This window comes from Sporomusa malonica (genome assembly GCF_900176355.1).
Taxonomy (GTDB): Bacteria; Bacillota; Negativicutes; order Sporomusales; family Sporomusaceae; genus Sporomusa; species Sporomusa malonica.
The window spans coordinates 84,719-108,267 of sequence record NZ_FWXI01000006.1 but is presented as its reverse complement, the minus strand read 5'-3'; the positions used below and the strand labels follow the sequence as shown (position 1 = coordinate 108,267).

The window sequence follows — 23,549 nt, the reverse complement described above, 5'->3', positions numbered from 1 at the left end:
ATATTTAATCTGAAACTTTGCAGTGATTATATATTTTTACAAACATATTGGACGGTGAAAATAATGTCTGAGCTTTGCCAGAATGACCAACAAGTTTCTGATGGGGCAAACCTGCTTATATCCATGTTAGTGCGTTATCCTGAAATTGGTACAATCAATTTTGATCCTGAGGCAAATTCACTTGCACTTACATTTATGATTTCCGGTATACCTACTGCTAAGGAATTTGAAGTTGCTAAGCAGCTTATTATTAATAGTATTGCAGCCTATCAATTGCTTGAAGGCGTAACCAATGGTCGCATTGATGTTGACCTTAGTTCATATGAGCAAGTGGCTATGTTAACTATTCGCCGGGACGTACATACCATGTCGCGCGGTGAGATTGGCCTTACGATTAAACTGCTGAGAGATAGATTTGCCGATCGGTTAGTTGCTGATCGTAATGACGCTATGTTGGAAGAAGACCTCCTTTTCCAAGAAGAAGTAATCGAAGATATGCTTGAGAATATGCGCAGAAAAGATCATGACGATCATAGTCTTATTGGGATTCGTGAGGACGGGCGTGTTTTTGTGTTTAATAAATAATGAATGGGAACGTGTATTTGTTGTAATAATTAGATTTTTTTGGATATACAAAAAGGAATTTTTTCCCGTACAACGAATATATCTAATTCATAGGACTAATAACGTTTTTTTAATCAAAGGAGGGCACATAAAACATGGATGTCTTGAAAGTATCAGCAAAATCTAATCCCAATTCTGTAGCAGGGGCCTTGGCCGGAGTGCTTAGAGAACGTGGCGGTGCCGAGATTCAGGCAATCGGCGCAGGGGCACTCAACCAGGCTGTAAAAGCAGTTGCAATCGCCAGAGGGTTTGTAGCGCCGCATGGTGTTGACCTAATTTGCATCCCTGCCTTCACTGATATTCTTATTGATGGTGAAGAACGGACTGCTATCAAATTAATTGTTGAACCTCGTTAATAATAGAATCGACTCAAAACCTGTTCGTACTGAACAGGTTTTACTGTTTTAGTAAAGCATTTTATGGCATAATATAATAATGCTTAGAAGATATCAATTCGAGGAGTGGAAAAATGAATATCGAAATAATTAACGGGTCGGTAATCGAATTTTTGTGTGACACTGTAATCGTTAACCTGTTTGAAGGCGTTTTGGTTCCTGACGGTGCGACCGGAGCGGTAGACAAAGCGTTAAATGGTCATATAAGCGAAATCATTCGTGATATGCCCGGATGTGGTAAATATGGAGAAACAACAATTGTACATACATTTGGAGCTCTTGGTGCCAAACGTATTATCCTTCTTGGATTAGGGAAAAAGAGTGAATTTTCACTGGACAAAGCCCGTGCACTTATGGCTGTTGCAATGCGGACAGCCCGAAAAGTGCGTTCTAAAACGGTAGCGACCATTGTACATGGTGCCGGTAGCGCTGGGCTAGATGATAGTCAAGCAGCTCAAGCTATTGTCGAGGGTGCGATAATGGGATTGTATCAGTTTAGATACTATAAATCAGCCAAAGATGAAGTGCCTAATATTGAAGATCTCTTAATAATCGAAAGCGACTCTATAAAGCTTGATGCGATCAATAAGGGTGCTGAGCGTGGCAGAATAGTTGCGGAAAGCGTCAATTATGCTCGTAACTTGATAAATCATCCAGCCCATTATATGACCCCAGCTAAGATGGCTTGGTATGCTGGGGAGATAGCAAAACAGTATGGTTTAGAGATAAACGTGCTGGAAAAAGAAGATTTGGAGCAAAATGGTATGGGTGCTCTCTTGGCGGTAGCCCAAGGTAGTGTTGAACCACCAAAACTCATTGTTTTAAAATATCTGGGAAATCCAACGAGCCAAGAAACTATAGCCTATGTTGGAAAAGGGATTACTTTTGATAGTGGCGGTATATCAATAAAGCCTAGTCAGAATATGGACGAAATGAAGCGAGATATGGCTGGCGGCGGCGCTGTATTAGGGGCAATGATGGCTATTGGACAACTAAAACCTAAGGTTAATATTTTAGCACTAGTGCCATGTACTGAGAACATGCCATCAGGGAGTGCTTTGAGGCCAGGGGATATCATTACTTCCATGAGTGGTAAAACAATTGAGGTATTAAATACCGATGCCGAAGGCCGTTTAATTTTGGCTGATGCTGTCACCTATGCCAAAAGGCTTGGTGCGTCTAAAATTATTGATTTGGCAACATTAACAGGAGCATGCGTCGTTGGCTTGGGCACTGTTTATTCTGGTGTTATTACCAACAACCGTGAATGGTGTCACACAGTTATTAGCGCCGCTCAACAAGCTAATGAGAAAATGTGGGAACTTCCCAACGATGAAGAATATCTTGAACAAATAAAAAGCTCAATAGCAGATCTCAAAAATAGTGGTGGCCGCCCAGCGGGCACGATCACTGCTGGATTGTTTATCGGACAATTTGCCGAAAAAACTCCATGGGTTCATGTTGATATTGCCGGGACATCAGATGCTGATAAAGAGAAGGGATACAATCATAAAGGCGGCACAGGTGCAGGAGTCCGGACGTTAATCCAGCTCGCTACTAATCTTGGTACATTATGATTGCCGATCTACACATTCATACCACTGCATCAGATGGTCGACTATCGCCGCTGGAGGTTTTCCGTCAGGCTCAAGATGCTGGCTTAAGCTATATCGCTATTACTGATCATGATACTGTTGCGGCACACCTAGAGTTACGAAAGGCCGGATGTATTAACAATGCAGTGTCCAAGCTGTCAGTTATTCCAGGAATAGAGTTTAGCACCGATTTGCCGCGGCACGAAGTTCATATTTTAGGCTATTTTATGGATATTGATAATTGTAAACTCAGAGATCAATTAGAAATTATCCTCCAGGACCGATTGCGTCGTTCTCAGACAATGGTTGAGAAGCTTAATCGATTAGGTTATTCAATTGATTACAAAAGAGTGCTGGAGTTTGCCGGTCAGGCTATGGCTATAGGGCGTCCACATGTGGCTAAAGTGCTTGTAGAAAATGGCTATTTTAAAACCGTATCAGAGGCTTTTGATTTGATTTTAGCTAAGAATGGGCCAGCCTATGTTCCACACTATAAATTAACTCCAGAACAAGCTATTAAACTGATAGAACAGGCTGGAGGCATTGCGGTATTGGCTCACCCTGGGCTAATTGGTGATGATAATGTAGTTTTAAATTTGATTAAAGCAGGTATGCATGGGCTGGAGGTTTATCATCCGGAACATGATCAGGCGATGACTAGCAGGTATTTAGCTATTGCCAGTAAATATAATTTAAAAATAACAGGTGGCTCTGACTTTCATGCTATTCCCGGCCGGTACCCTGAGAAACTCGGTGTATTTACTATTTCAGCCGATCTGGTTGATACTTTGTCAATGTAAAAATTACTTTTACTTGACAACACCTGCAAAGGTGTTTATTTTTATGTTATACTCTATTATACTTTTACCAGGAGGCTGCCTATGGACACCTTTGCTTTGGTAGGTCCAAGCGGAACAGGCAAAAGCCATCGGGCGTTAATTGTAGCGCACGAACACAACGTTGATACGATTATTGACGACGGCTTACTAATTAAGGATAGCAAAATTATTGCTGGTCACTCAGCAAAAAAAGAGCCAAGCAAGATTCGAGCTGTCAAACGTGCCATCTTTATGGAACCTGACCATGCTGCTGAAGTCAGAGATGCTATTGTTAGGGTAATGCCTGAACGTATCTTAATATTAGGTACTTCAAATAATATGGTTGATAAAATTGTTGATGTTCTCAATTTACCGCCGATCAGCAAAATAATCCGGATTGAGGATATTGCGACAAAAAACGAAATTTTCAAGGCTAGAGAGAGTAGGTTAAAAGAAGGCAAACATATTATTCCTGTCCCGACAATTGAACTCAAACCTCATTTTTCTGGTTATCTAATTGACCCGCTTGATATTTTTTTTAAAAAGCCTCGCTCTAAGCAGCGGCGTAAACTCGGTGAAAAATCTATTGTCCGGCCAACATTTAGTTATTATGGAAAGCTTCTTATCTCAGACGCTGCCATTGCGGTAATTGTGGACTACGTTGCTACAAGTGATGATGCTATTACTAAGACAGGCCAAATTAATATAAAAAATTCAAATGACAGGGAAAAGGGAATCTCTATATCCCTCGATGTAACAATAAAATACGGCCAATCTATTTGGAGTGTAGTACATGACGCACAATTACGTGTAAAACAAATTGTTGAATATATGACAGGCATGGTGGTTAGAGAAGTAAATATCGCAGTTAAGCGTTTAAGTATTGAATAATAAAAATATAAGGGCGGGAAACGCATGGAAAAAATTCACGGTAAACATATTTTGTTTTCAGGTTATGCTAAGTTGCCTACTGGGATTACTGCCAGCGAAATTTATAAAGTAATTGGCGTAGTTCTTCTCATTGATGAAGATACAGGGAATATCATTGAAGCTGACTGCACGCTAGCAACAGCTGTGGCCCGAAATCATGTATCCTCAATTTTAGTTGGTAGATTGATTACAAATCCTGAAAATTTAGTTAGGATAGTAGATACAACTTATCATGGAAGCGCCAAAAAGGCTATTATTACAGCCATTCGCATAATATACGATAAATATCGTAGCTATAAAGAGGGCTTGGCCCCCAGCGCGATTGATTGATAAGGGGTTTTTTTGTATGTCTGAGCGGTTAAAGTTTTCGGGAGCCGGATTTGTTGTTGGTATTCTAAGTGGTCTCTTAGGTGTTGGTGGCGGTATTTTTCTCGTGCCAATTATGGTGACATACTTTAATATTACTCAGCACATCGCTCAAGCGACCTCGATGGCGGTAGTTATCCCTACTGCATTAGTTAGTAGCGCAATATACGGTTTTCATGGAAACGTTGATGTTGATTTGTCCTTAAATCTGATTGTTGGAAGCATTTGCGGCGCCAGCTTAGGGGCTCGGGTTATGAAGAAAATTCCCGCCATCCGCTTAAAGCAGTTGTTTGGCATATTGCTTATAGTAGTCGGTCTGAAGATGGTGCTGGCATGAATACTATACTTGTTGTTTTTATCATGGGACTTAGTACTGGTATTTTAAGTGGGCTGTTAGGTATCGGCGGTGGTGTGGTGTTGGTACCCATGCTGGTTTTTGTATTAGGAATACTACAGCACACTGCTCAAGGGATATCCATGCTTGTCATAATACCTACAGCCATTGTGAGCATTTGGCACTTCCATAAAGATAAGCTTATTAATTATCAGGCAGCGCTTTATATGGCTGCAGGTGCCGTTACCGGAGCGCTCATCAGCGCTAATTTGGCTCAATATTTGCCAGCAAGCGACCTTAAACGGATTTTCGGCATATTTGTTATTTATTCTGGATATAGAATGATTCTAGGAACGCGTAAAAAATAGTTGCAAAAACAGGGATGAGGATGTCCCTGTTTTTTATTTAACCCAAATAAATGTTGTGATAGTGGACAAAACTTGGTTATAATATAGGCGATAACAAGGAAGGAGTTTCAAACTATGCAGGAACAGGAAAAATATTATTACATAGAAACCTTTGGGTGTCCGATGTATTAAGTTTACATGATAAATAAACCCAGTAAAATAGCCACTCTTTAGGGAGTGGCTATTACGCTTTTATAGATGAATTTGTGTACTTGCCCATTTCTAAGCTGTATTTGTGTTACTCGGCCATCCATAACGGTAATTTCCGAGATAACTTCTTGAACGCATTTTTGAGCTAATTCTCTATCAATGAACGGGAGGGCTTCACGGAGGTTTTCTGCCGAGAATAATCCTTGGTATAAAATGAATTGCCTAGTTAGATCAATATTATTCACGGTAGGTTTATTAGTCATGGAAGCCAGACTTGTAATTTGTTTATCTATCTGGTTTAGTCGCTGAACAAAATTTGACCGTTTAACCAGGTATTCACCCTTAGTCATTGTATCCATGTCGTCGGCAAAATAGTAAGCATCGTCTAATCTCGAAATGGCTTGCTCGGTTCTATGCTTTTGCTGCTTTAATTCAGCTAGCTTATCATCTTCAACTTGAGTAGTTGTTGTTGCGGCTGTTTCTGCTATTGCAGACAATACTTCCGCATGTGCGGTTTGCGAAACATCAATATACATAATATCTTCATGATTAAACGCCAAAAGAAGCTCTCTGTCGATGTTTTTGCGTTTTTGTGAGGCAATCATGTAGGCGCGGATATAACCCAGCACAAACGGCTCTATTTGCAGCCCTGGCATTGCTTTATTAGTGCATGACCGGGACTGCAGACTTTGGGCACACCGGTAGTAAGTAGGTAGGTAATCATATTTATGCGGCCTGGTTGCTAAATTACAAAGATACGGTCTATCGCAATACCCGCATTTGATAAGCCCCGATAACACGTGTATGTGCTTTTTAAAGCGATTGCTGCGCTGTCCTTTAAAGTTGTCGTCCAGCATCAGCTGCACTCGCTCGTATTGCTCGCTGGCTATGAAGGTGGGCACTGCGTTTTCTACTGTAATAACCTCATCATCAGGCTTATACGTTCCCCGGCCGCCAACGCGGTAATTCCAGCGCAACGTGCCGGTATAGATAGGATTGCGCAAAATGTCATTTACGCCTTTAGGATACCAATCCCCGCCACGTTTCGTTTGCTTGCAGTTCTCCTTGAGCCATATGGCTACTTTTGCGGACGAACCAAACTCTTCATACTTATCAAATACCTGTTGGACTAATGTTGCTTCTGCCTGGTTAATTACGACTTGCTTATTCTCATTGTCCCAGTCATAACCTAGGGGGACTCTGGCACCATTCCATTTGCCTTTCTGAGCCCGATCCAGCATGATACTGAAAACTCTTTCTCCTGTAAGTTTCCGCTCTAGCTCAGCAAATACCAGCGTAATTTTTAACATAGCTTCGCCCATAGCTGTTGAAGTATCAAACTGTTCCATTTTTGAGATGAAGGTTACGTTGTAATCCTTTAGTTCTTCCCACATTTCCGTAAAATCTTTGAGGTTGCGGCTAATGCGGTCTAACTTCCAAACAAGTAGGTGAGTAAACTCGCCGGCGCGGATCCGTGTCATCATTTCCTGGAATTTTGGCCTGTCTGTGTTTTTGGCACTGTAACCGGCATCCTCAAATATCTCAAAGTCGGTAACGTTGAGAAGGTAACGACAGTAATTTTCAAGTTCTTGGCGCTGAAAAGGCAGGGAGTCGCGGTCAATTTGGTGATGAGTGGATACCCTGATGTAAATAGCTACTTTTTTATGTACTTCGATTATGGATGGTTGTTTTTTACGTATGTTTTTCATAGCACGGTCTCCTGATTAATTTAAAACTAATACCAGTAATTACCGAAATTACGGTAAATCCATTAACAATACATTGTCATTAGTCTCATATATTATTGATTTCTTTTGCGTTAAAATCGGTCTTTTGCATATCTTTTAAGTAGAAGCCATTAATACAATGCAATTGTTCGGTATCTTGAAATTTTATAACCAATGTCTGTGAAGCTGTATGACCAACAATCGAACACGCCAAATCTTTGTCTGAATAATATCCTTTATAAGCAAATCGGTTACTAGCAATATTTTTCTTAGAGAAATCGAAGATTGATATAAATTTATTATATTCGCCTTCTGACTGAAACTCAGTAAATGTTTCTGGGATAATCATAAAATAAATCCTCCAATAACGTTAAATTCTTTCTTAGGTTTTCATTCCGGATACTAGACGCAGAATGCCAGCTATAAATTCATCCTTTTGGATCTTGCCAGATAATAATTTGTCAGTATGATCATTTATAACATTGTAAATTATATCGTCCATATTTATGTTTATTTTTATTGTGCAGGCAGTGCTTTCTATATTTTCTGCCGATTTTTGTTGTAGTTTTGACATATCGAAAACCTTCAAATCCTGAGCCAGTTTATACATATGTTTGCACGGAAGTCGCCGTATCGAAAAATCACGGCAAGTACAAGATTCTAAAGTAACGTTATATCCATTGATCACTGCAATCTTGCTTTCGGTATTAATTGATTCTAATGAAACTTTGGATGCACTCTTCTGACGCTTTACTTGATCTTCAGTAGTGTGTATCTCAAATCCTTGCTCATCCCAGAAGTCGCGGTCATATTTAAAGGTCTCTACGTCAGACTGCATATCTAAGTAATTAAAGCAATCACAAATCTGTTTTATGTTTAAGTAGCCGCAGGCACTCATAACTATGTTAGCGCATACTAAAGCATCTGATTTCGAGTTATGGTGATCTAAGTCAAGCCCGAGTGAGCCCGCTACCGTTGAAAGCTGATGGTTTTTTAGCTCTGGCCAAGCTCTTCTAGATAACTCAACAGTACATAAAGATTTAAATGATGGAAGTTTTAGGCTATAAGCGGCGGCAGCATTATGCAATACATTAACATCAAAGGGTGCATTATGTGCAACTATTACTTGATTATCTATGCAAGATTTTATATCTTCCCATATCAAGTCAAAAGTAGGAGCATCTTTAACTAATTCAGGCGTGATGCCGTGTATCTTTATGTGTCGATAATCAAAAGAAAGGTTTGGTGGCTGAATTAGCCATTGTTTCTGCTCCGTAATAACACCATCTTTTACTACTATTAATCCGAGTGAGCAAGCACTTGCAGGATCACGATTTGCTGTTTCAAAATCAATTGCGACGAAATTCATGTAAACGCCTCCCGGACACATTAAGTATTCTTGTTTTTACCATAAAATACTTTTCCTTTTTTTAAATGCCTACCATACATACAACCTTTTGCTAGTTTAGTGTCAGGCTGAACACATTTTAAATTATCTGAGCATTGAACATAGCGTGAGCAACACCCGAAAAACTCAGAAACTCCCAAAAAAAATGCTTTATCGTAAATCTCTAGAATTAATGACTGTAAATTAAATATGTCATTGGTAGAACTGATTAGTATTCTTGTCCACGGAGCTTCAGATTTAAGTTGGCTTGTTATTAGAGCTGGATAATCATCTAGGAAAAAATTATAAGGCTCTGCAAGCAGTATATATGTCGCTTTTTTTCCACATTTAATCCTTAATGAGCCAAAATCATAAAATGAAACCAGTGAGTAAGATGTTAAATCTGAAATTTTAATTTCTATTGGTAATTCTCTATTGGTGCTTATAATTTTAGTAATCATTTCATATATGCTTAATGTTGTTAACTCAGGATTCATACTTTTCTATTACCTCCCATCTGTCCGGCTAATCCGTATATTGGATCAACATAAAAAATAAAAACACAGCCTCCAAATCAGTGCTGTGTTTTTTGCTGCGTATTTGTAGTAGTAAATAATAAGGCTCAATATTATTTAACTTTAAGGTGGCGCCACTTTATCTAGGTTTCGACACTGTTATGTTACAATAAACTGTAAACAAATGTCGATCAATATCGCAATTTAATAAATACAACAATAATACGTCGCAGTGTATACAATTTCAAATGCAGGAGAAACCTCAAGTGTTAGCCAATATTACTCTACTTTTGGACTGACTCTTGTAGCAAGCGAGTCAGCCGCCTCTGGGCTGTTCCACCGGAGGGCGGTATTCATACTAAGAGTCGCAATACTATTGAAACAAACAGGAAAATCACAACGCTGGCTTGCAAGAGATACGGGTATAGCTTTGCCAACAATCAACGCCTTAGTGCGCGGAACAAAAACAATGTTGACAATTGATCAAGAGGAAAAACTAGCAAAATCCCTAGGGGTCAGGCCGGAAGAATTGTACAACCAAGGGAGGTAACCATGTGACATGTTTACAGAAAGTCTTGTGCTGAGTTTGGTTGGACGTTTCTGTCCGATTCGCAAAAAATGTTGTTTACTTGGCAATCTTTAGCCCTTTGATTTCCGCCTCTTGATGAGTTGTCCTAGTAGCCAACACATCAAGCATGTTTGCGTGATGATCGAGTTTTGATTCTATTTGTTCGGTTTTACGGTATGTTTTTTCAACTAAATCTAGCAGGGCCTGGTCAGCCTGCTTAAGACTTTTAATTTCACTTAATATTTCCGTTTGTCCGTATTCTAAATTAGACAGTTTTTCAAGCACGATTTTTTTGAAAATCTTCATTAGTAATAGTTATCACCTCGCTTATATATTTTTATATACTTCGCCACGAGGCAGTACGTGCGATACCGAAACGAGTCTAATTTCGTTATCAATGGTATAAATTACGCGGAATTTCCCTACGCGCAGGCGGAAATGTCCTGGTATACCAGTTAGGGGCTTGATGTCTAGTGTAGGCGCCTTGGGATCTTCGGCTAGCCATTCCACATGATCAATAATTCGTTTTATGGTAGGCTTATCTAGTCGTTGCAAGTAGTTTAATGCTTGCTTAGACCAAGATATATTATATGCCGAACAATCGCTTGAGTTCGGCATGAGACACGCATTCTCCGTTTTTAATTTGTTCTGTTCCTTTGTTAATGGCAGCTATATCCTCGTTTGAATAGAATTCGTCGTTTTTGACCAATACGCCTAATCTTCTAGGTCTAGGTGTGTTGGTTCCGTGGGAAGTGCGTGTGTGTTTTCTCGGGGTAGGTTTCATTGGTTGCACCTCACTTTATACATTTTTAATTATTTTTGTGTTTTTGACAAATGTGTTACTTTTTTAGGTAGTTTTTATTTTATGATTATATGTAGAATTATTGGGATTCGATTGGGGGAGTTTACGTGGCAAGTAAGAAAGACAATACCGCAATAAAGGAAAGTCCGGACGATATTGCCAAGGATAGAGAATATGCACGTTTACTAGCAAGATTATGGATTCAAGATATTACTTATCAGAATCAGAAGAAGGAAGGGACTTTACTATTAAATCAAGAGCTTGGCGATGCTCAATAGATAACTTTTGATACTTTTCGTAAAAAAATAAAAAACTTTCTCTCTGTTCGTTTGATGTCATGTTTTTTATACTATTGCGAGTCACTTTTTCTTTTTCGGTTAAATCATCTAAATTGTCCATTTCTTCTAACACAAGTGGTAGCCATTCGGCTACCTCTTTTTTATTGTCGATAGATTCAGGCGCAGTTACCCCAAGGGCTTTATATATTTTTTTAATAGTGCGTTGTGTTGGGCTTTTCCCCTTGCTCAATATTCCGTTGATAGTTGATTGAGAAACACCATTCTTCCCTAATGCGTATTGAGAAATATTGTTATCTTCCATATATTTTTTAAGCCAAACCGCAAAGTCATCCAGCTCAATCGCCCCGCTTTCAATATATCCCTAAAGAGATTGTAGCACAAGAAAATATTTTTTAAAATATAGTCCTTAAGGACTTGACAGTATAGTCCCAAAAGACTATATTATGTATAAGGGTTGCATTAACGGCCAAGTAACTTCAACGGAGGTGAATTTAAATGAATTTAAAAAATATCAGAGAAGCTAAAAATCTTTCTCAATATCGTCTCGCAAAGATTTCCGGAGTTTCTCAAGGCTTGTTATCATCATACGAGCTAAAGAAGAAAAAGCCAGGATTGGACAATCTTATAAAACTAGCCACAGCCCTAGATGTAACCATAGCCGAACTAATAGACGGCTCAGACCAACAAGCGGCAACACTGCCGAAAACAGGGTGAGGGAGGTGAGATGCTTGAAAACTAAACAACGCATAGCGCTTCTTGAAAAAGAAGTGGCTGAACTGAAAGGACTAGTTTCGGTTCAGCCGATTGAAGTAACAATTGAACCTCAAATAACCGCATTGCGTTCATTGAACGAAAAAGATTTAATCAATTTGATTAGATCCGCGCACAACGTGCGCACTAAGGGGAGGGATAAACATGGATGAAGCAACAAGAAAAACCGTTGATGCATTTATTAACGAGTTTGCAAAATTGAACTTAGAAGTGGTTAAAACTGTTCAAAGCAAACTACCGTTGGTTGACCCAATTTTATTAAAGGAGTTAAGAGAGAACGCCCAGATGTTATTAAATTTACGCTCTACATTTTAAAGCAGCTTACTTATTTCTTATCTGATAAATCTTTAATGTTTTGATAAATCAAGTTGAAAATTTTATTTATTTCGGTAACCATGCACTGATTACTCTCTGATAAAGAAGTGACAGATTCGTTATCAATTGGTGGTCTTGCAATGCTTCCGCTTTGTATTAAAGCAACTACAATATCGCGGGTTATTTCTGATGGTGTTGCCATTTATTAACTCCTTTTATCCTGGGCGCAACTACAGTATACCTTACACCGGGCTAGATAGGGGGTGAAACTTTGAAAATTAAGAAGTGCCTCATTATCGAGGGCAGATTAATAAACTATGATAATGATATTTGGATTGGCACTAAAGAAGGGATTTGCACTCCAGGGTATTTTATTGACGATGCTGCAGAAGAAATTGGGCTCAAAGGAGACAAATTTGTACGTCTTACCCTTGAAGAGATTGATGAAGAGAACAGTCGAAGTGGAGTCATAAAGAACTATTCTTCTAAATAGCTTTTAGTCCCACCGGTAAAAGTACAATCAGAGCCTGTACAGCCGCCTGCATCGCGGCAACCAAAACCAATAATTTTTTGTACGCAGAGATAAAAATACTGAATTTAAGATACCAATTCTTAGCGGTTTCGTAAGTACATATGGCTACCGCCACGTTGCCGACAATCGTTACACTTACACCTTTCCCTCATAAAGCAATTGCTGTTTTCGGCAACAATGCGTCTCTGTAAGTAATCGCAGTAAGCATCTAGATTGATTTTTCCATGGCTCTTCTCAAATTGATCTATGTAACGCATTATAAGTTGCTTGGTTTCGCGGTTTAGAGACCGTCCGTTTTTAAAAGCGATATATTCAAGCTTTAGCTTTGAATCTTCATCTATCCGTAGTGGTACGCGCGGCAGGTCAGACGGCACAGTAGGACCTCCTTATGACCGATTTGCTTGAATATACCAATCACGCAAAAGTGGTGCAAAAGTGGCGTCAAAGTAGCGCCAAAGTGGCGTCACCAATTGACGGACGTAAACTTACTAATGCAAATCCGAACAGCAGTCAATCCAAATAAAATTCTGTGAGGTGCTTATCGATGCCAAAACTGAAACAGGCTCCCGCGAAGCCGCTAACAGAGTACGAGAAGCAAAAAATCTATTTGGCAAAGCTTGGGTTAACCCATGATGATGTTCCGCGTGAGTGGGCAAAGCTTATGGAAAAGATGCAATCAGCAGTAGCGGCAACAATAGAGGCTGATAAATATCGAGAATCTGAACTCAATAAAGCGTCCGAACCAGCTACTAAGAAAAAGGCGGGGTGACAACTTGGCAAAGCGTCTTAAAACTTGTGCAACCTGTCATGACAAAATCAAAGCAGGTACTGAATGCAAGATGTTTGATGAAGTAACGCAAAAGGCGGTTGATGTGCATGACCGGCCGACGTGTAAGCGGCCATACCTTAAAGTACAGAAGGGGGCATAGATCATGAAAGTTGAGCAAGTTTCCTGTGTCTTATCCATGGTGACTAACCAACTAGTTGATATGGGAGCATTGCACATCTCTGCAAATGATGAGAGAGCAGTAAAAGTTCAATTCCGTGATAAAGAGTTTAAGGATATTCCAGGCGATATCGTAGTAAGTCGCCGACAATGTGAGCAATACCCATACCAATTAAGCAAGTTCATTATGGGTGTTGAGTTTTTCTGTATAACTAGCGAGGTACCAAATGAAACCATCGACTGACCGCCACCAGATTCAAAGCATTCGCTGGCGCAATGATATTGATAACGAACCAGTAGAGTGGAGTCCTGCCAGGCTGTTGATATTGATAGTCCTATTAATTGTCGCGCTGGCAGTATAAAAAAAATAGCCTACCGGGGTCGGCAGGCGATGAGGGGAGAGTAAGTATCCCGATTACAGTTTCATTGTACCGTGAAAGGGGGTGAAACACCATGCAGAGAGAGGGCAAAACCATATACCAAAGTGCTAGATTTAATACCGATTTAACCGGCGAACGAGCAGCCGAGCTACTACATATCAGCGTAGAATCTCTCCGGGCTTATGAACGATCAGCGACGATACCACCATCAGAAGCAGTTTTGCGGATGATCGAAGTCTATAACACGCCTTGGCTAGCTTACCAACATCTTAAGACTAATGACCCAGTGGGGCGGGAATACCTCCCTGACATCGAGCTAAGAGACTTGCCGTCAAGCGTTTTAGTACTACAAAAAGAAATGGCTGACACTCATTCGGTCAGCCAGGATATGATTGCAGTCGCGTGTGATGGGAGAGTGGACAAGCGCGAAGAAAAGAGTTGGTTTGCAGTTAGAAAAGAATTAACTGAGCTGATCGGCGGGGCGCTATCAGTACTATTTGCTCCTATAAAAGAAAAAACTGCCCATGTGAGAGCAGTTAAGTAAAATATAACGTTACTGCTATTGTACCATGCCTGTGCTTTAGCAGTCAAATAGGAGGGCATGACAATTGAAAAAGTTATTCGTGTTTGCCTTAATAGCGGTGTTTGCCGCGACTATATCCTCAGTTGATGCTGATGCAAGAGGAAAACGAGGCGGGAAATGGAGTAGATACATAGCTCCTTTTACTGCAATATCATCAGTACCGGATACAGAAGTGCAAGCTATCCAGAAGAAACTGGCATCTCTTGGCTTCGATTGCGGGGCGGTTGATGGACTGTATGGCCCTGCAACCATGGACGCTGTTCGTAAGTTCCAAGCAGATAAAGGTCTTGTTGTTGATGGGCTTATTGGTCCTGCAACTATGCAAGCACTTGGATTATAGGAGGGGATTAAAATGGAAACTGCTTTTGATCCTAAAAAGCATGCTCAGCTCATGGCAGAGAATGAAGAGTACCGCAAAGGGTACCAGCATGCCGCTAATTGTATCAGTAGGGTGGCCTCTGTTACTCCGGAAGACCTCAGAAAAATGGCGTTCATCTTTCTTGACTTCGCTCAACTTAATGCAGCTGGCATGGCCTACTGCTATTGGGAGCTTGGAAATACACAGGCTGCGGCATAAATTACTCTGTTATGGCACGTTGTAAAATTTGCGGACGTCTGCTCAAAGATGATGAATCAGTTCAGCGCGGGTACGGTCCAATATGTCAGCACAAACGAGTGATAGGCCAGTATCAGACAGAGCTTAGATTTAATCCGGCAATAGACCGGCAATTGAATATGAAAGAGCAGCACGAGGCTGTTAAACGGTTATTAAAAGATTGAGAGGTGATACCCATTGTATACAGGTGTACTTGAAAAAGATGCTACTCAAAAGCAGATTGGTGATGCCAAGAAAACAGTACAAGTAGTCATAGAAGTTAATGACCATAAATATGTTGAAAGTTTTGATGGGACTAATGGATTGGTTGTGATGGTTGATACTGAAACTGCTAGCCAGGGTAGAGTGTTTGCTGGTGCTCGTTCAATGTTTTTTATTATCGATGCTCTACTTGATGACATGCCGGATGATGTTGTTGTGGCACTTCTTGCTAAGCGAATAGCCAATTCGAAGCCCGGTGACAAATTTTTTTAAGCATTTCCAATGGCAGACTATCCCATTATATGTTATGCGTACCAATTTAATTATATACATGAGGGGGAGAAAAATTTTATGTCAGAAGTAAATCTGAGCCTATCGACCCTGGGCGGGGGAGCTATGGAAGAGCAGTTTCAACAGCTCATACCTGCTCTGTTGTCTCAACTCAAGCACGGCCAAAAGGCGTCCATATCTATCGGCATCGACTTTAAGCGGGTAGATAACACTGACACCATGATTACCACGTCTTATCGGTTAACACCTAAATTCCCTGCGATCAGCAAGGCAAGTATTTGTCAGGTAACCGGTGACAACAGGTTAAAAACCGATGCACCGATTGAAAAGCCTAAGTTAGTAAATCTATTTAATGGAACAGAGGGAGGAAGTAAAAATGAATAACCAAGAACAGCAGATCAACATTACCCCATTGGGTGATACCATTAACATTCGGCATGGTCAAGCCATCCCAATATACCAGTACGATGGTTTCCAGTACACTGCCAATTCTACTGACAGCCTAATTACTCTCGTAAAAAGCAAAGGTGTCCAGGAAAACTGCGTTATTGCTTACGATGAAAAAGGATTTAAAGCTATCTTAAATGATAAGATAATGGATCGCGATCAGGACCGTATAACATATAACTTCAAAAATTCCCTGCAATACAAAGAATGGGAGCGCATCCTGACCAATGGCGTTACTTTCGACCAAAAGAATTTTATTGACTTCCTGCGCCGCCGTGAAGTGGGGGAGATCGTAGATCCTGAGTCCCTTATTGCAGCTATCCAAAACTTTAAATATGTAACTAATATCGCCGGTGACTTCACTTATGACAATAATAATAATTATACCTTTGCAATCAAAGTCGGCGACGCAGAGGGAACCGTCCATCTTCCTCAAATGATCTACGCGAATATCGAAGTCTACAATGAATCTGGGTTTGTCCAATGCATGGAAATTGAACTGGAAGTACGTAGACCAAAGGGTGATGGCGAAAAACCATCATTTGCACTAACCTGCCCGAAGTTACCGCGATACCTCAAAAGTGCAGTTGAATATGAAATAGAAAAAGTAAAAATCGAACTGAAAGATTACCTAATCGTAGCCGGTAATATCTAAAAGATTATGGGCGCTGGCTTTGGCGCTGGCGCTCTATCTTTATTTGGGGGCGGGATGATGTCTAAAAGTAAAATTGAATGGACAGATAAGGTTTGGAATCCGGTTACTGGCTGCAGTAAGATAAGCCCTGGTTGTGACAATTGTTATGCCGAGCGTATGAGCAAACGATTTGCTGAAACATGGGGATTATCGGCGGATAACTATTTTGATGTTAAGTTTCATCCTGATAGATTACTAGATCCAATAAAGTGGAGAAAGCCAAGTAAAATTTTTGTCTGCAGTATGGCCGATTTATTTCACGACAAAGTATTGTTTAAACAGATTGCTGATGTGTTCAAAATCATGGCTGATTGCCCGCAACATACATTCTTACTACTGACCAAGCGACCCGATTCGATGAAAGACTTCTTTGATTACGTAAAGCCAGTTGGTAGAGATTGGCCTTTGCCTAATGTGTGGTTAGGCGTAACAGCCGAGAACCAGGAACAGGCAGATAAGCGGATACCGATACTTTTGCAGATACCGGCTGCTGTAAGGTTTGTGAGTGTGGAGCCGATGTTGGGGCCAGTTGACCTACAATACTATTTTGACGACTATGCTATGAATGAGTTAATACACAGAAGCGTAACACTCGACTGGGTAATCTGTGGCGGCGAGAGTGGACCAAAAGCTCGGCCTATGCATCCTGAATGGGCTCGGAGTTTGCGAGATCAATGCCAGTCTGCGGGTGTTCCTTATTTCTTTAAACAATGGGGTGAGTGGCGCCCGCTTGAAGGTACGGGCGCATGTCATCCTACTCCGGTAAAATTTTGGTTTGACGAATGGGGAAAGTGGACTGATGGTATCAGTGGAATGGGGCAACACGTAGTAAGAATAGGTAAAAAGGCTGCCGGCAGCCTTTTGGATGGCCAGGAATGGAAGCAGTTTCCGGGGGAAGCCGTATGAGTCAAATAGGTGTATCTGTCAACGACATACATTCTGATCTTCGTTGTATTATTCTCCGGCTGCGCGGAGCAAACTGCGAATTATCTGAATTGGACAAAGACCGTATTGAACAAATCATCTGGAGAACTATTGGAGATATCGGTGGTGATACCATGAGCCGGGAACGATTTGAACAGCTGTATATGGCCGGGGTAAGAGGTAAACAATCGGTAGTTAAATATAAGCAAAAGAAAAGGGCGGGATGAGCTATGGCGCCTATTGCTTACCATGATTTTTTATTAAGCAAAATTGCTTTGGCTACAGATGCTGGATTTGAAATATCGCCAGATGAAGTTAATCCGATTGCCAAGCCACATCAACGGGATTCAATTGTATGGGCCATTAAGGGCGGGAAACGAGCATTGTTTCAGTCGTTCGGGTTGGGCAAGTCTCTGCAGCAACTGGAATGGTGCAGACTGGTTATAAAGCATAAAGGCGGGAAGGCTTTAATTGTTTTGCCGCTGGGAGTCAAACAAGAATTCACCAGGGATGCAGTTGAACTGCTTGGTATGGAAAAACCGGAATACTGCCGCAACATGGCCGAAGTATATGCGGCAGCCAGTAGTATCATCATCACCAACTATGAGCGTGTTAGAGACGGCGATATAGATCCGACATACTTTATAGCTGCTAGTCTGGATGAAGCCTCTTGCCTTCGTGGCTATGGAAGTAAAACCTATCAGACATTCCTTGATAAGTTTCAAGGGGTACCTTACAAGTTAGTTTGTACGGCGACACCATCTCCCAACCGGTATAAAGAGCTTATCCATTACGCTGGGTACCTGGAAATCATGGACACCGGCCAGGCTCTGACGCGATTCTTCCAGCGTGATAGCACTAAAGCCAATAACCTCACCTTATATCCACACAAAGAGAATGAATTCTGGTTATGGCTATCAAGTTGGGCATTATTTATTACTAAACCGTCTGATCTTGGCTATGATGATACCGGATATGAATTACCACCAATACAAATCAATTACCATATTGTAGAAGTCAATCAGGATGATGCCGGCTGTGATAAAGATGGACAAGTCAAACTGATCCGCGATGCAGCTCTCTCCCTGGCTGATGCGGCACGAGAAAAGCGCGACAGTATTACGGACCGGGTTGCCAAAATGAAAGAGATTGTTGATGCTAATCCGGATGATAGCTTTATCCTGTGGCATGACCTAGAGTCAGAACGACATGCAATCAAGCAGGCTATGCCTGACGTTGTCGATATCTACGGCAGTCAGGACTATGATGTCAGAGAACAGCGCGTAATTGATTTTTCTAACGGCAAAATAAAGAAATTCGCCACTAAGAAAGAATTGAGCGGCCAGGGTTGCAACTTCCAAAAGCACTGCCATAGAGCTATCTACCTTGGTATTGATTATGAAGCAAACGACTTTTTGCAATCGATTCATCGCATATATCGCTTTCTTCAGACTGAGCAAGTCATCATTGATATTATCTACACTGAGTCGGAGCAACAGATTCTTAAGGTGCTACTTGAAAAATGGAAGCAACATAATTACATGACTGAAAAAATGACCGGAATTATCAAGAAGTATGGGCTTCACAGCACTTCGCTGGCAGATAAAATGGCCAGGAGTATGGGGGTTGAGCGAGTGGAAGTTAAAGGCAAGAATTATACCATTGTTAACAACGATTGCATTATAGAGACTGCACAGATGCCGGAAAACAGCATTGACCTGATCGTAACATCAATCCCTTTTAGCAACCATTATGAGTACACGCCGAGCTATAACGACTTCGGCCATAACCAGGATACCGAACGATTCTTTGAGCAGATGGACTTTCTAGCACCAAACCTTCACCGGATACTAAAACCCGGCCGGGTGTATGCCTGCCATGTAAAAGACCGGGTACTTTTCGGAAATGCCACTGGTACCGGAATGCCGACCATGGAGCCCTTTCACATGCTGACAACCGCACATTACATGAAACACGGCTTTCAATACTTCGGCATGATAACGGTAGTTACTGATGTTGTTCGAGAAAATAACCAGACCTATCGGTTAGGGTGGTCAGAGCAATGCAAAGACGGTACCAAGATGGGCGTAGGCTGCCCTGAATATATTCTTTTGTTCCGTAAGCTGCCGACTGATACCAGCCATGCCTATGCAGATACTCCGGTTCGTAAAACCAAGCAAGAGTACACCCGGGCGCAATGGCAGATCGATGCACACGGTTACTGGCGGTCCAGCGGTAACAGGCTGCTTACTAAAACCGAGTTAGCAACCATACCGGTAGAGAACTTACAAGCCGTATATCGGAAATACTCAAGGGAAAACGTCTACGACTATGCTGAGCACGTAAAGTTAGCCAAGCAACTGGACGAAAACGGCAAGCTGCCGGCGTCCTTTATGGTAGTTGCTCCAGGATCCTGGACAGATGAAGTGTGGGATGATATTAACCGGATGCGGACGCTCAACACTTCCCAAAGCCAGAAACGCAAGCAAATGCATGTATGTCCTTTACAGTTTGATATTGTCGAACGGCTTATAAACAGGTATAGCAATCCCGGTGATGTGGTGTTTGACCCGTTCGGCGGACTAATGACGGTGCCGCTGACAGCTGTAAAGATGGGGCGGCAAGGATATGGCATAGAGCTTAACACGGATTATTTCCGTGATGGACTTGGGTACCTGAAAACAGCGGAAGCGCAACGAGAGGCGCCGACACTATTTGATTTTATTGAGGAAGGTGCATAACCATGTGCCAAGATTATAAAGCCGGCAAGTGTGAAGGCGAAGAGTGCCCATATGATAAATTACAGCGATGCTGCAAGGACTGTCAATCAAACGATGCGTGCAAGATGGCATGTGAATGTGTAATGCTGATTGGGGCGGGGGATTCGGCTCTATCTATGGTGTGAGTGGGGTGATAAGGTGAGGCCAAAGATAATATCTTTATTTCGAGAAATTATAGTTGATAACTTCGCTGGCGGTGGTGGCGCAAGTACTGGAATTAGTTTAGCTATAGGCCGGAGCGTTGACGTAGCCGTCAATCATGATCTTGCGGCAATAGCAATGCACAAGGTTAACCATCCAGATACAGAACACTATTGCGAGTCAGTTTGGGATATTGATCCACTACAGGTAACAGGCGGCCGGCCTGTTGCACTTTGCTGGTTTAGCCCAGACTGTAAACATTTTTCAAAGGCCAAGGGAGGCAAGCCGGTTGAAAAACATATAAGAGGCCTTGCATGGGTAGCGGTAAGGTGGGCGGCTGTAGTAAAGCCCCGGGTAATCATGTTGGAAAACGTGGAAGAGTTTAAGACATGGGGACCACTCATGAAAGATGGCATGCCGGATCCTGATAAAAAGGGAAAGACTTTTCAAGCATTCATTAACGCATTAAAGCGGCAGGGATATCATGTTGACTGGCGAGAGTTAAAGGCTTGTGATTATGGAGCTCCGACAATACGTAAAAGGTTTTTCCTTGTTGCAAGACGCGATGATAGTCCGATTGTATGGCCAAAGCCTACTCACGGAGACCCGAACAGCGTGGAAGTAAAATCCGGCAAACTGAAGCCGTGGCGTACAGCGGCAGAGATAATTGATTGGTCGTTACCGTGCCCGTCCATATTTGAGCGGAAAAGGCCGCTTGCTGAAAACACTATGCGGAGGATTGCCCGAGGGATTCAGAAGTTTGTTATCGATAATTCAGAACCGTTTATTATCAAGGTAAACCATCACGGGGCAGATTTTCGCGGACAGAAAACCAATGAACCATTACAGACCATTACGGCAAAGAATGGCTGGGGAATTGTAACACCTTTTGTAGCACAGATAGGCCAAACTGGTTTTAGTGGTGATCGTAAGCAATACCCGGTAGAGCAACCATTGACCACGGTAACAACCAAGGCAGAGCATTTGCTCGTAGCACCTACCCTAATACAGTATCATGGCGAACAATCGGGCGCAGAAGTAAGAGGCCAAGAGTTACAAAAGCCTTTAATGGTTGTCGATGCTTCACCGAGATATGCACTTGTAGCAAGTTTCCTAGCAAAACATTACGGCGGTAATTACACTGGACCAGGAGCGAGTCTAGATGAACCGTTACCAACAGTGACAGCCGTAGACCATAACGCACTGGTTACAAGTCACTTGGTCAAGATGAAAGGCACTAACATTGGTCAAGAGATTACTGAACCAATCCAAACAATTACTGCTGGTGGGCTACACTTTGGCGAAGTCAGAGCGTTTTTATTAAAGTACTACGGTGCTGGAACTGGTCAGAATCTGACAGAGCCGCTACATACTGTGACTAGCAAAGATACTTTTGGCCTGATAACTATTCACGGCCAGGATTATCAAATAGTAGATATCGGCATGAGGATGCTTGAACCACATGAGTTGTTTGCTGCACAAGGGTTTCCGGCAGAGTACATTATTGACCGTGATTGTAATGGTAAGTATTATCCTAAGTCGGCACAGGTTGCGAGATGCGGTAATGCAGTACCACCTCCATTCGCGGAACATCTTGTTAGGGCGAATTTACCGGAGATTTGTGAAGGTGCGTGGGAGACAAGTCACGCAATGTCACGCTAATGTCACGCCAGATAATTATAAAGAAAGATGCCTGTAGGGCGGTGAGTTCATGAAATGGTTTCGCTTATACTCAGAAATTAAAGATGATCCCAAAATGTTGGCACTCACAGACCATCAATTTAGGATTTGGATAAACCTGTTGGCGATGGCGTCAGATATGCCGCCTGACAGTCGGGGTACTATCCCCAGGTTCCCATTTCGGGGGCTGGCAACATCATTACATACGACAGAAGATCAATTAAAAGAAGCATTAGACCTATTTGCGTCAGAGGAGTTTAATCTAATTCAGCGGCAAGATGATGGGTCTATTTTTGTAACCAAATTCCTTGATCGTCAATATGAAAAAGCGTCTGATACCCCAGATGCCACACGCGAACGCAAAAGAAAACAACGGTCACGCGAACAAAATAACCCTGTCACATCAAGTCACGCCGATGTCACGCCAAGTCACGCCCTATATACAGATACAGATACAGATACAGAGAATATAAAAGATGATGATGATAATAGCGCGGGCGCACGCGAGGTTTTTAGTTTGTACCAAAACGAAGTTGGCATAGTGAGCAGTACAGTAGCCCAGTTTATAGCCGATGCTGTAGATACATATTCTCCCGAATGGGTTAAGGCCGCTATCTGTGAGGCAGTAAAACATAATGCTCGGAACTGGTCGTATATTGATGCTTGCTTAAAAAACTGGAAAGTACACGGCTTTGGAGTAAGAAAGCCGGACAAGCAGTCAACTAAGCAATCGGCAGACTCGGTAAATATTGGACCACCTAACGCTGATCAGGCATGGCTTGAGGTATCTAGCCAAATTGAAGAGTCAAAGCGTGACCCTACCAAGCGCCTAAAGTGGTCTCATAACAAAATTGATAATGCAGTCAAACTAGTTAGCTTGCGCGTTCTACTGGGACAATTCAGCATAGAGGACAAGAAAGATCAGTTTATAAAAGCCTATCAAGGTGGTGGATAGAATGGAAGTCCAAGTCAACCTTCCGGAAAACGTGGATGCTGTAGAGTTAAAGCGATATGTGGCGGCAGTTTATAGCTATGCAAGGCAACTCTTTCCCCATGTCAGCAATGAGCTTATCCAGCGCAACTATAATGAGTTTGCGTATCTGTATGAATCGCATATGACTTGCGCGGCATGTATGTCAATTGAGTTGTGTCCAGAGCTTTTAGACACTGGCGGCTATACCTCGGTAGGTGAGTTTGATCCGGCAGGCAATTTGCGAATAGGGATGGCAGCATGTCAACGCAACAGGGATGGCGTTAAACCAAAGGTCTGGAAGAAACGTTTTTCGGTAGTGTCGGGCGAGAAAGCCGGATAAGAATCTTTAAAAAAATAT

The 23,549-nt window shown here is 41.8% G+C and carries 40 protein-coding genes; 31 read left to right on the top strand and 9 right to left on the bottom strand.

The genetic code is table 11. The features are described 5' to 3' along the window. Positions 1-63 precede the first annotated feature (63 nt). From B9A22_RS08800 to B9A22_RS08765, 8 genes are all read left to right on the top strand, one after another. Positions 64-585 (top strand): hypothetical protein, encoded by a 522-nt coding sequence (locus B9A22_RS08800; protein ID WP_084575355.1) that lies wholly within the window; start codon positions 64-66, stop codon positions 583-585. Between the two features lie 134 nt (positions 586-719). Beyond that, entirely contained in the window at positions 720-980 is a 261-nt protein-coding gene (locus tag B9A22_RS08795) for a stage V sporulation protein S (RefSeq protein WP_075755210.1), read from the top strand. A gap of 113 nt (positions 981-1,093) precedes the next feature. Next, positions 1,094-2,596: a leucyl aminopeptidase gene (locus B9A22_RS08790; RefSeq protein WP_084575354.1), complete on the top strand. Its 1,503-nt coding sequence runs from the start codon at positions 1,094-1,096 to the stop codon at positions 2,594-2,596. Continuing rightward, the gene (locus B9A22_RS08785) at positions 2,593-3,414 is read left to right on the top strand and encodes a PHP domain-containing protein (protein ID WP_084575353.1); all 822 of its coding nucleotides are present in this window, start codon (positions 2,593-2,595) and stop codon (positions 3,412-3,414) included. The genes B9A22_RS08790 and B9A22_RS08785 overlap by 4 nt, the downstream gene beginning before the upstream one ends. Before the next feature lie 81 nt (positions 3,415-3,495). Further along, positions 3,496-4,323, top strand: a complete 828-nt coding sequence (locus tag B9A22_RS08780; RefSeq protein WP_084575352.1) for an Asp23/Gls24 family envelope stress response protein — start codon at positions 3,496-3,498, stop codon at positions 4,321-4,323. A gap of 24 nt (positions 4,324-4,347) precedes the next feature. Next, positions 4,348-4,692, top strand: coding sequence for a DUF3870 domain-containing protein (locus B9A22_RS08775; protein WP_084575351.1), 345 nt, complete (start codon positions 4,348-4,350; stop codon positions 4,690-4,692). 16 nt (positions 4,693-4,708) lie between these two features. Next, positions 4,709-5,065: a sulfite exporter TauE/SafE family protein gene (locus B9A22_RS08770; protein ID WP_084575350.1), complete on the top strand. Its 357-nt coding sequence runs from the start codon at positions 4,709-4,711 to the stop codon at positions 5,063-5,065. Further along, positions 5,062-5,430: a sulfite exporter TauE/SafE family protein gene (locus B9A22_RS08765; RefSeq protein ID WP_084575349.1), complete on the top strand. Its 369-nt coding sequence runs from the start codon at positions 5,062-5,064 to the stop codon at positions 5,428-5,430. Before B9A22_RS08770 ends, B9A22_RS08765 begins: the two co-directional genes overlap by 4 nt. Positions 5,431-5,639: 209 nt before the next feature. Here the strand turns inward: B9A22_RS08765 and B9A22_RS08760 are convergent, their stop codons facing one another. The 4 genes from B9A22_RS08760 to B9A22_RS08745 all read right to left on the bottom strand — a co-directional run bounded on the left by B9A22_RS08760 (position 5,640) and on the right by B9A22_RS08745 (position 9,230). After that, positions 5,640-7,328: a recombinase family protein gene (locus B9A22_RS08760; RefSeq protein WP_084575348.1), complete on the bottom strand. Its 1,689-nt coding sequence runs from the start codon at positions 7,326-7,328 to the stop codon at positions 5,640-5,642. An 85-nt stretch (positions 7,329-7,413) separates the two neighbouring features. Then, positions 7,414-7,695, bottom strand: coding sequence for a hypothetical protein (locus tag B9A22_RS08755; protein WP_084575347.1), 282 nt, complete (start codon positions 7,693-7,695; stop codon positions 7,414-7,416). A gap of 33 nt (positions 7,696-7,728) precedes the next feature. Continuing rightward, a complete protein-coding gene (locus tag B9A22_RS08750; RefSeq protein WP_176215452.1) occupies positions 7,729-8,715 on the bottom strand; it encodes an exonuclease domain-containing protein in 987 nt (328 codons plus the stop codon). Between the two features lie 20 nt (positions 8,716-8,735). Next, the gene (locus B9A22_RS08745) at positions 8,736-9,230 is read right to left on the bottom strand and encodes a hypothetical protein (RefSeq protein ID WP_084575345.1); all 495 of its coding nucleotides are present in this window, start codon (positions 9,228-9,230) and stop codon (positions 8,736-8,738) included. A gap of 394 nt (positions 9,231-9,624) precedes the next feature. Between B9A22_RS08745 and B9A22_RS25355 the strand changes: the two genes are divergently transcribed. Then, positions 9,625-9,798: a helix-turn-helix domain-containing protein gene (locus tag B9A22_RS25355; protein WP_176215451.1), complete on the top strand. Its 174-nt coding sequence runs from the start codon at positions 9,625-9,627 to the stop codon at positions 9,796-9,798. Between the two features lie 75 nt (positions 9,799-9,873). On the opposite strand, the gene B9A22_RS08735 is transcribed toward B9A22_RS25355, so the two are convergent. The 3 genes from B9A22_RS08735 to B9A22_RS08725 form a co-directional block, all read right to left on the bottom strand. Further along, the gene (locus B9A22_RS08735) at positions 9,874-10,122 is read right to left on the bottom strand and encodes a hypothetical protein (protein WP_084575343.1); all 249 of its coding nucleotides are present in this window, start codon (positions 10,120-10,122) and stop codon (positions 9,874-9,876) included. 21 nt (positions 10,123-10,143) lie between these two features. Next, positions 10,144-10,434, bottom strand: a complete 291-nt coding sequence (locus B9A22_RS26555) for a type II toxin-antitoxin system RelE family toxin (protein WP_084575342.1) — start codon at positions 10,432-10,434, stop codon at positions 10,144-10,146. A 394-nt stretch (positions 10,435-10,828) separates the two neighbouring features. Further along, positions 10,829-11,218 carry a helix-turn-helix domain-containing protein gene (locus tag B9A22_RS08725; protein ID WP_084575341.1) on the bottom strand — a complete coding sequence of 130 codons (390 nt, stop codon included), beginning with the start codon at positions 11,216-11,218 and terminating at the stop codon, positions 10,829-10,831. Between the two features lie 194 nt (positions 11,219-11,412). Here B9A22_RS08725 and B9A22_RS08720 point away from each other — a divergent pair, with 194 nt between their 5' ends. The 3 genes from B9A22_RS08720 to B9A22_RS25350 are packed head-to-tail and all read left to right on the top strand — an operon-like array spanning position 11,413 to position 12,003. Beyond that, complete coding sequence (locus B9A22_RS08720) at positions 11,413-11,631, top strand: helix-turn-helix domain-containing protein (protein WP_084575340.1); 219 nt, start codon at positions 11,413-11,415, stop codon at positions 11,629-11,631. Between the two features lie 14 nt (positions 11,632-11,645). After that, positions 11,646-11,840, top strand: coding sequence for a hypothetical protein (locus tag B9A22_RS08715; protein WP_084575339.1), 195 nt, complete (start codon positions 11,646-11,648; stop codon positions 11,838-11,840). Continuing rightward, positions 11,833-12,003, top strand: a complete 171-nt coding sequence (locus tag B9A22_RS25350; protein ID WP_176215450.1) for a hypothetical protein — start codon at positions 11,833-11,835, stop codon at positions 12,001-12,003. The genes B9A22_RS08715 and B9A22_RS25350 overlap by 8 nt, the downstream gene beginning before the upstream one ends. Before the next feature lie 10 nt (positions 12,004-12,013). On the opposite strand, the gene B9A22_RS08710 is transcribed toward B9A22_RS25350, so the two are convergent. Beyond that, positions 12,014-12,205, bottom strand: a complete 192-nt coding sequence (locus B9A22_RS08710; RefSeq protein WP_084575338.1) for a hypothetical protein — start codon at positions 12,203-12,205, stop codon at positions 12,014-12,016. A 69-nt stretch (positions 12,206-12,274) separates the two neighbouring features. On the opposite strand from B9A22_RS08710, the gene B9A22_RS08705 reads away from it, so the two are divergent. Continuing rightward, positions 12,275-12,496, top strand: a complete 222-nt coding sequence (locus B9A22_RS08705) for a hypothetical protein (protein WP_084575337.1) — start codon at positions 12,275-12,277, stop codon at positions 12,494-12,496. On the opposite strand, the gene B9A22_RS25345 is transcribed toward B9A22_RS08705, so the two are convergent. Beyond that, complete coding sequence (locus B9A22_RS25345; protein WP_176215449.1) at positions 12,489-12,650, bottom strand: hypothetical protein; 162 nt, start codon at positions 12,648-12,650, stop codon at positions 12,489-12,491. The two genes, B9A22_RS08705 and B9A22_RS25345, sit on opposite strands and share 8 nt — an antisense overlap. Positions 12,651-12,923: 273 nt before the next feature. Between B9A22_RS25345 and B9A22_RS26305 the strand changes: the two genes are divergently transcribed. The 18 genes from B9A22_RS26305 (at position 12,924) to B9A22_RS08630 (ending at position 23,531) form a co-directional block, all read left to right on the top strand. Further along, positions 12,924-13,058, top strand: coding sequence for a hypothetical protein (locus B9A22_RS26305; protein WP_281252373.1), 135 nt, complete (start codon positions 12,924-12,926; stop codon positions 13,056-13,058). A 21-nt stretch (positions 13,059-13,079) separates the two neighbouring features. Beyond that, positions 13,080-13,304 (top strand): hypothetical protein, encoded by a 225-nt coding sequence (locus tag B9A22_RS08695; protein ID WP_084575336.1) that lies wholly within the window; start codon positions 13,080-13,082, stop codon positions 13,302-13,304. A gap of 4 nt (positions 13,305-13,308) precedes the next feature. Beyond that, entirely contained in the window at positions 13,309-13,464 is a 156-nt protein-coding gene (locus B9A22_RS25340; RefSeq protein WP_176215448.1) for a hypothetical protein, read from the top strand. 3 nt (positions 13,465-13,467) lie between these two features. After that, complete coding sequence (locus B9A22_RS08690; RefSeq protein ID WP_084575335.1) at positions 13,468-13,725, top strand: hypothetical protein; 258 nt, start codon at positions 13,468-13,470, stop codon at positions 13,723-13,725. Further along, positions 13,709-13,843, top strand: a complete 135-nt coding sequence (locus B9A22_RS26300) for a hypothetical protein (RefSeq protein ID WP_281252372.1) — start codon at positions 13,709-13,711, stop codon at positions 13,841-13,843. The genes B9A22_RS08690 and B9A22_RS26300 overlap by 17 nt, the downstream gene beginning before the upstream one ends. Before the next feature lie 91 nt (positions 13,844-13,934). Continuing rightward, positions 13,935-14,405: a helix-turn-helix domain-containing protein gene (locus B9A22_RS08685; protein WP_084575334.1), complete on the top strand. Its 471-nt coding sequence runs from the start codon at positions 13,935-13,937 to the stop codon at positions 14,403-14,405. A gap of 64 nt (positions 14,406-14,469) precedes the next feature. Continuing rightward, entirely contained in the window at positions 14,470-14,784 is a 315-nt protein-coding gene (locus B9A22_RS26295) for a peptidoglycan-binding domain-containing protein (protein ID WP_084575333.1), read from the top strand. 12 nt (positions 14,785-14,796) lie between these two features. Next, positions 14,797-15,021: a hypothetical protein gene (locus B9A22_RS08675; protein ID WP_084575332.1), complete on the top strand. Its 225-nt coding sequence runs from the start codon at positions 14,797-14,799 to the stop codon at positions 15,019-15,021. Between the two features lie 11 nt (positions 15,022-15,032). After that, the gene (locus B9A22_RS24960; protein WP_139796211.1) at positions 15,033-15,224 is read left to right on the top strand and encodes a DUF6011 domain-containing protein; all 192 of its coding nucleotides are present in this window, start codon (positions 15,033-15,035) and stop codon (positions 15,222-15,224) included. Between the two features lie 13 nt (positions 15,225-15,237). Then, entirely contained in the window at positions 15,238-15,534 is a 297-nt protein-coding gene (locus B9A22_RS08670) for a hypothetical protein (protein ID WP_084575331.1), read from the top strand. 78 nt (positions 15,535-15,612) lie between these two features. After that, a complete protein-coding gene (locus tag B9A22_RS08665) occupies positions 15,613-15,936 on the top strand; it encodes a hypothetical protein (RefSeq protein WP_084575330.1) in 324 nt (107 codons plus the stop codon). Continuing rightward, positions 15,929-16,654, top strand: coding sequence for a DUF2303 family protein (locus tag B9A22_RS08660; RefSeq protein ID WP_084575329.1), 726 nt, complete (start codon positions 15,929-15,931; stop codon positions 16,652-16,654). The genes B9A22_RS08665 and B9A22_RS08660 overlap by 8 nt, the downstream gene beginning before the upstream one ends. A gap of 57 nt (positions 16,655-16,711) precedes the next feature. Then, positions 16,712-17,599: a DUF5131 family protein gene (locus B9A22_RS08655; protein WP_217805912.1), complete on the top strand. Its 888-nt coding sequence runs from the start codon at positions 16,712-16,714 to the stop codon at positions 17,597-17,599. Beyond that, positions 17,596-17,844 carry a hypothetical protein gene (locus B9A22_RS08650; protein ID WP_084575327.1) on the top strand — a complete coding sequence of 83 codons (249 nt, stop codon included), beginning with the start codon at positions 17,596-17,598 and terminating at the stop codon, positions 17,842-17,844. The genes B9A22_RS08655 and B9A22_RS08650 overlap by 4 nt, the downstream gene beginning before the upstream one ends. Before the next feature lie 3 nt (positions 17,845-17,847). Next, positions 17,848-20,358: a DNA methyltransferase gene (locus tag B9A22_RS08645; protein WP_176215447.1), complete on the top strand. Its 2,511-nt coding sequence runs from the start codon at positions 17,848-17,850 to the stop codon at positions 20,356-20,358. A gap of 177 nt (positions 20,359-20,535) precedes the next feature. Continuing rightward, positions 20,536-22,200, top strand: a complete 1,665-nt coding sequence (locus B9A22_RS08640) for a DNA cytosine methyltransferase (protein WP_084575326.1) — start codon at positions 20,536-20,538, stop codon at positions 22,198-22,200. Positions 22,201-22,249: 49 nt separating this feature from the next. After that, positions 22,250-23,173, top strand: a complete 924-nt coding sequence (locus tag B9A22_RS08635) for a DnaD domain protein (RefSeq protein ID WP_084575325.1) — start codon at positions 22,250-22,252, stop codon at positions 23,171-23,173. A 1-nt stretch (position 23,174) separates the two neighbouring features. Beyond that, positions 23,175-23,531, top strand: coding sequence for a hypothetical protein (locus tag B9A22_RS08630; RefSeq protein WP_084575324.1), 357 nt, complete (start codon positions 23,175-23,177; stop codon positions 23,529-23,531). The last annotated feature ends 18 nt before the right edge of the window (positions 23,532-23,549 follow it).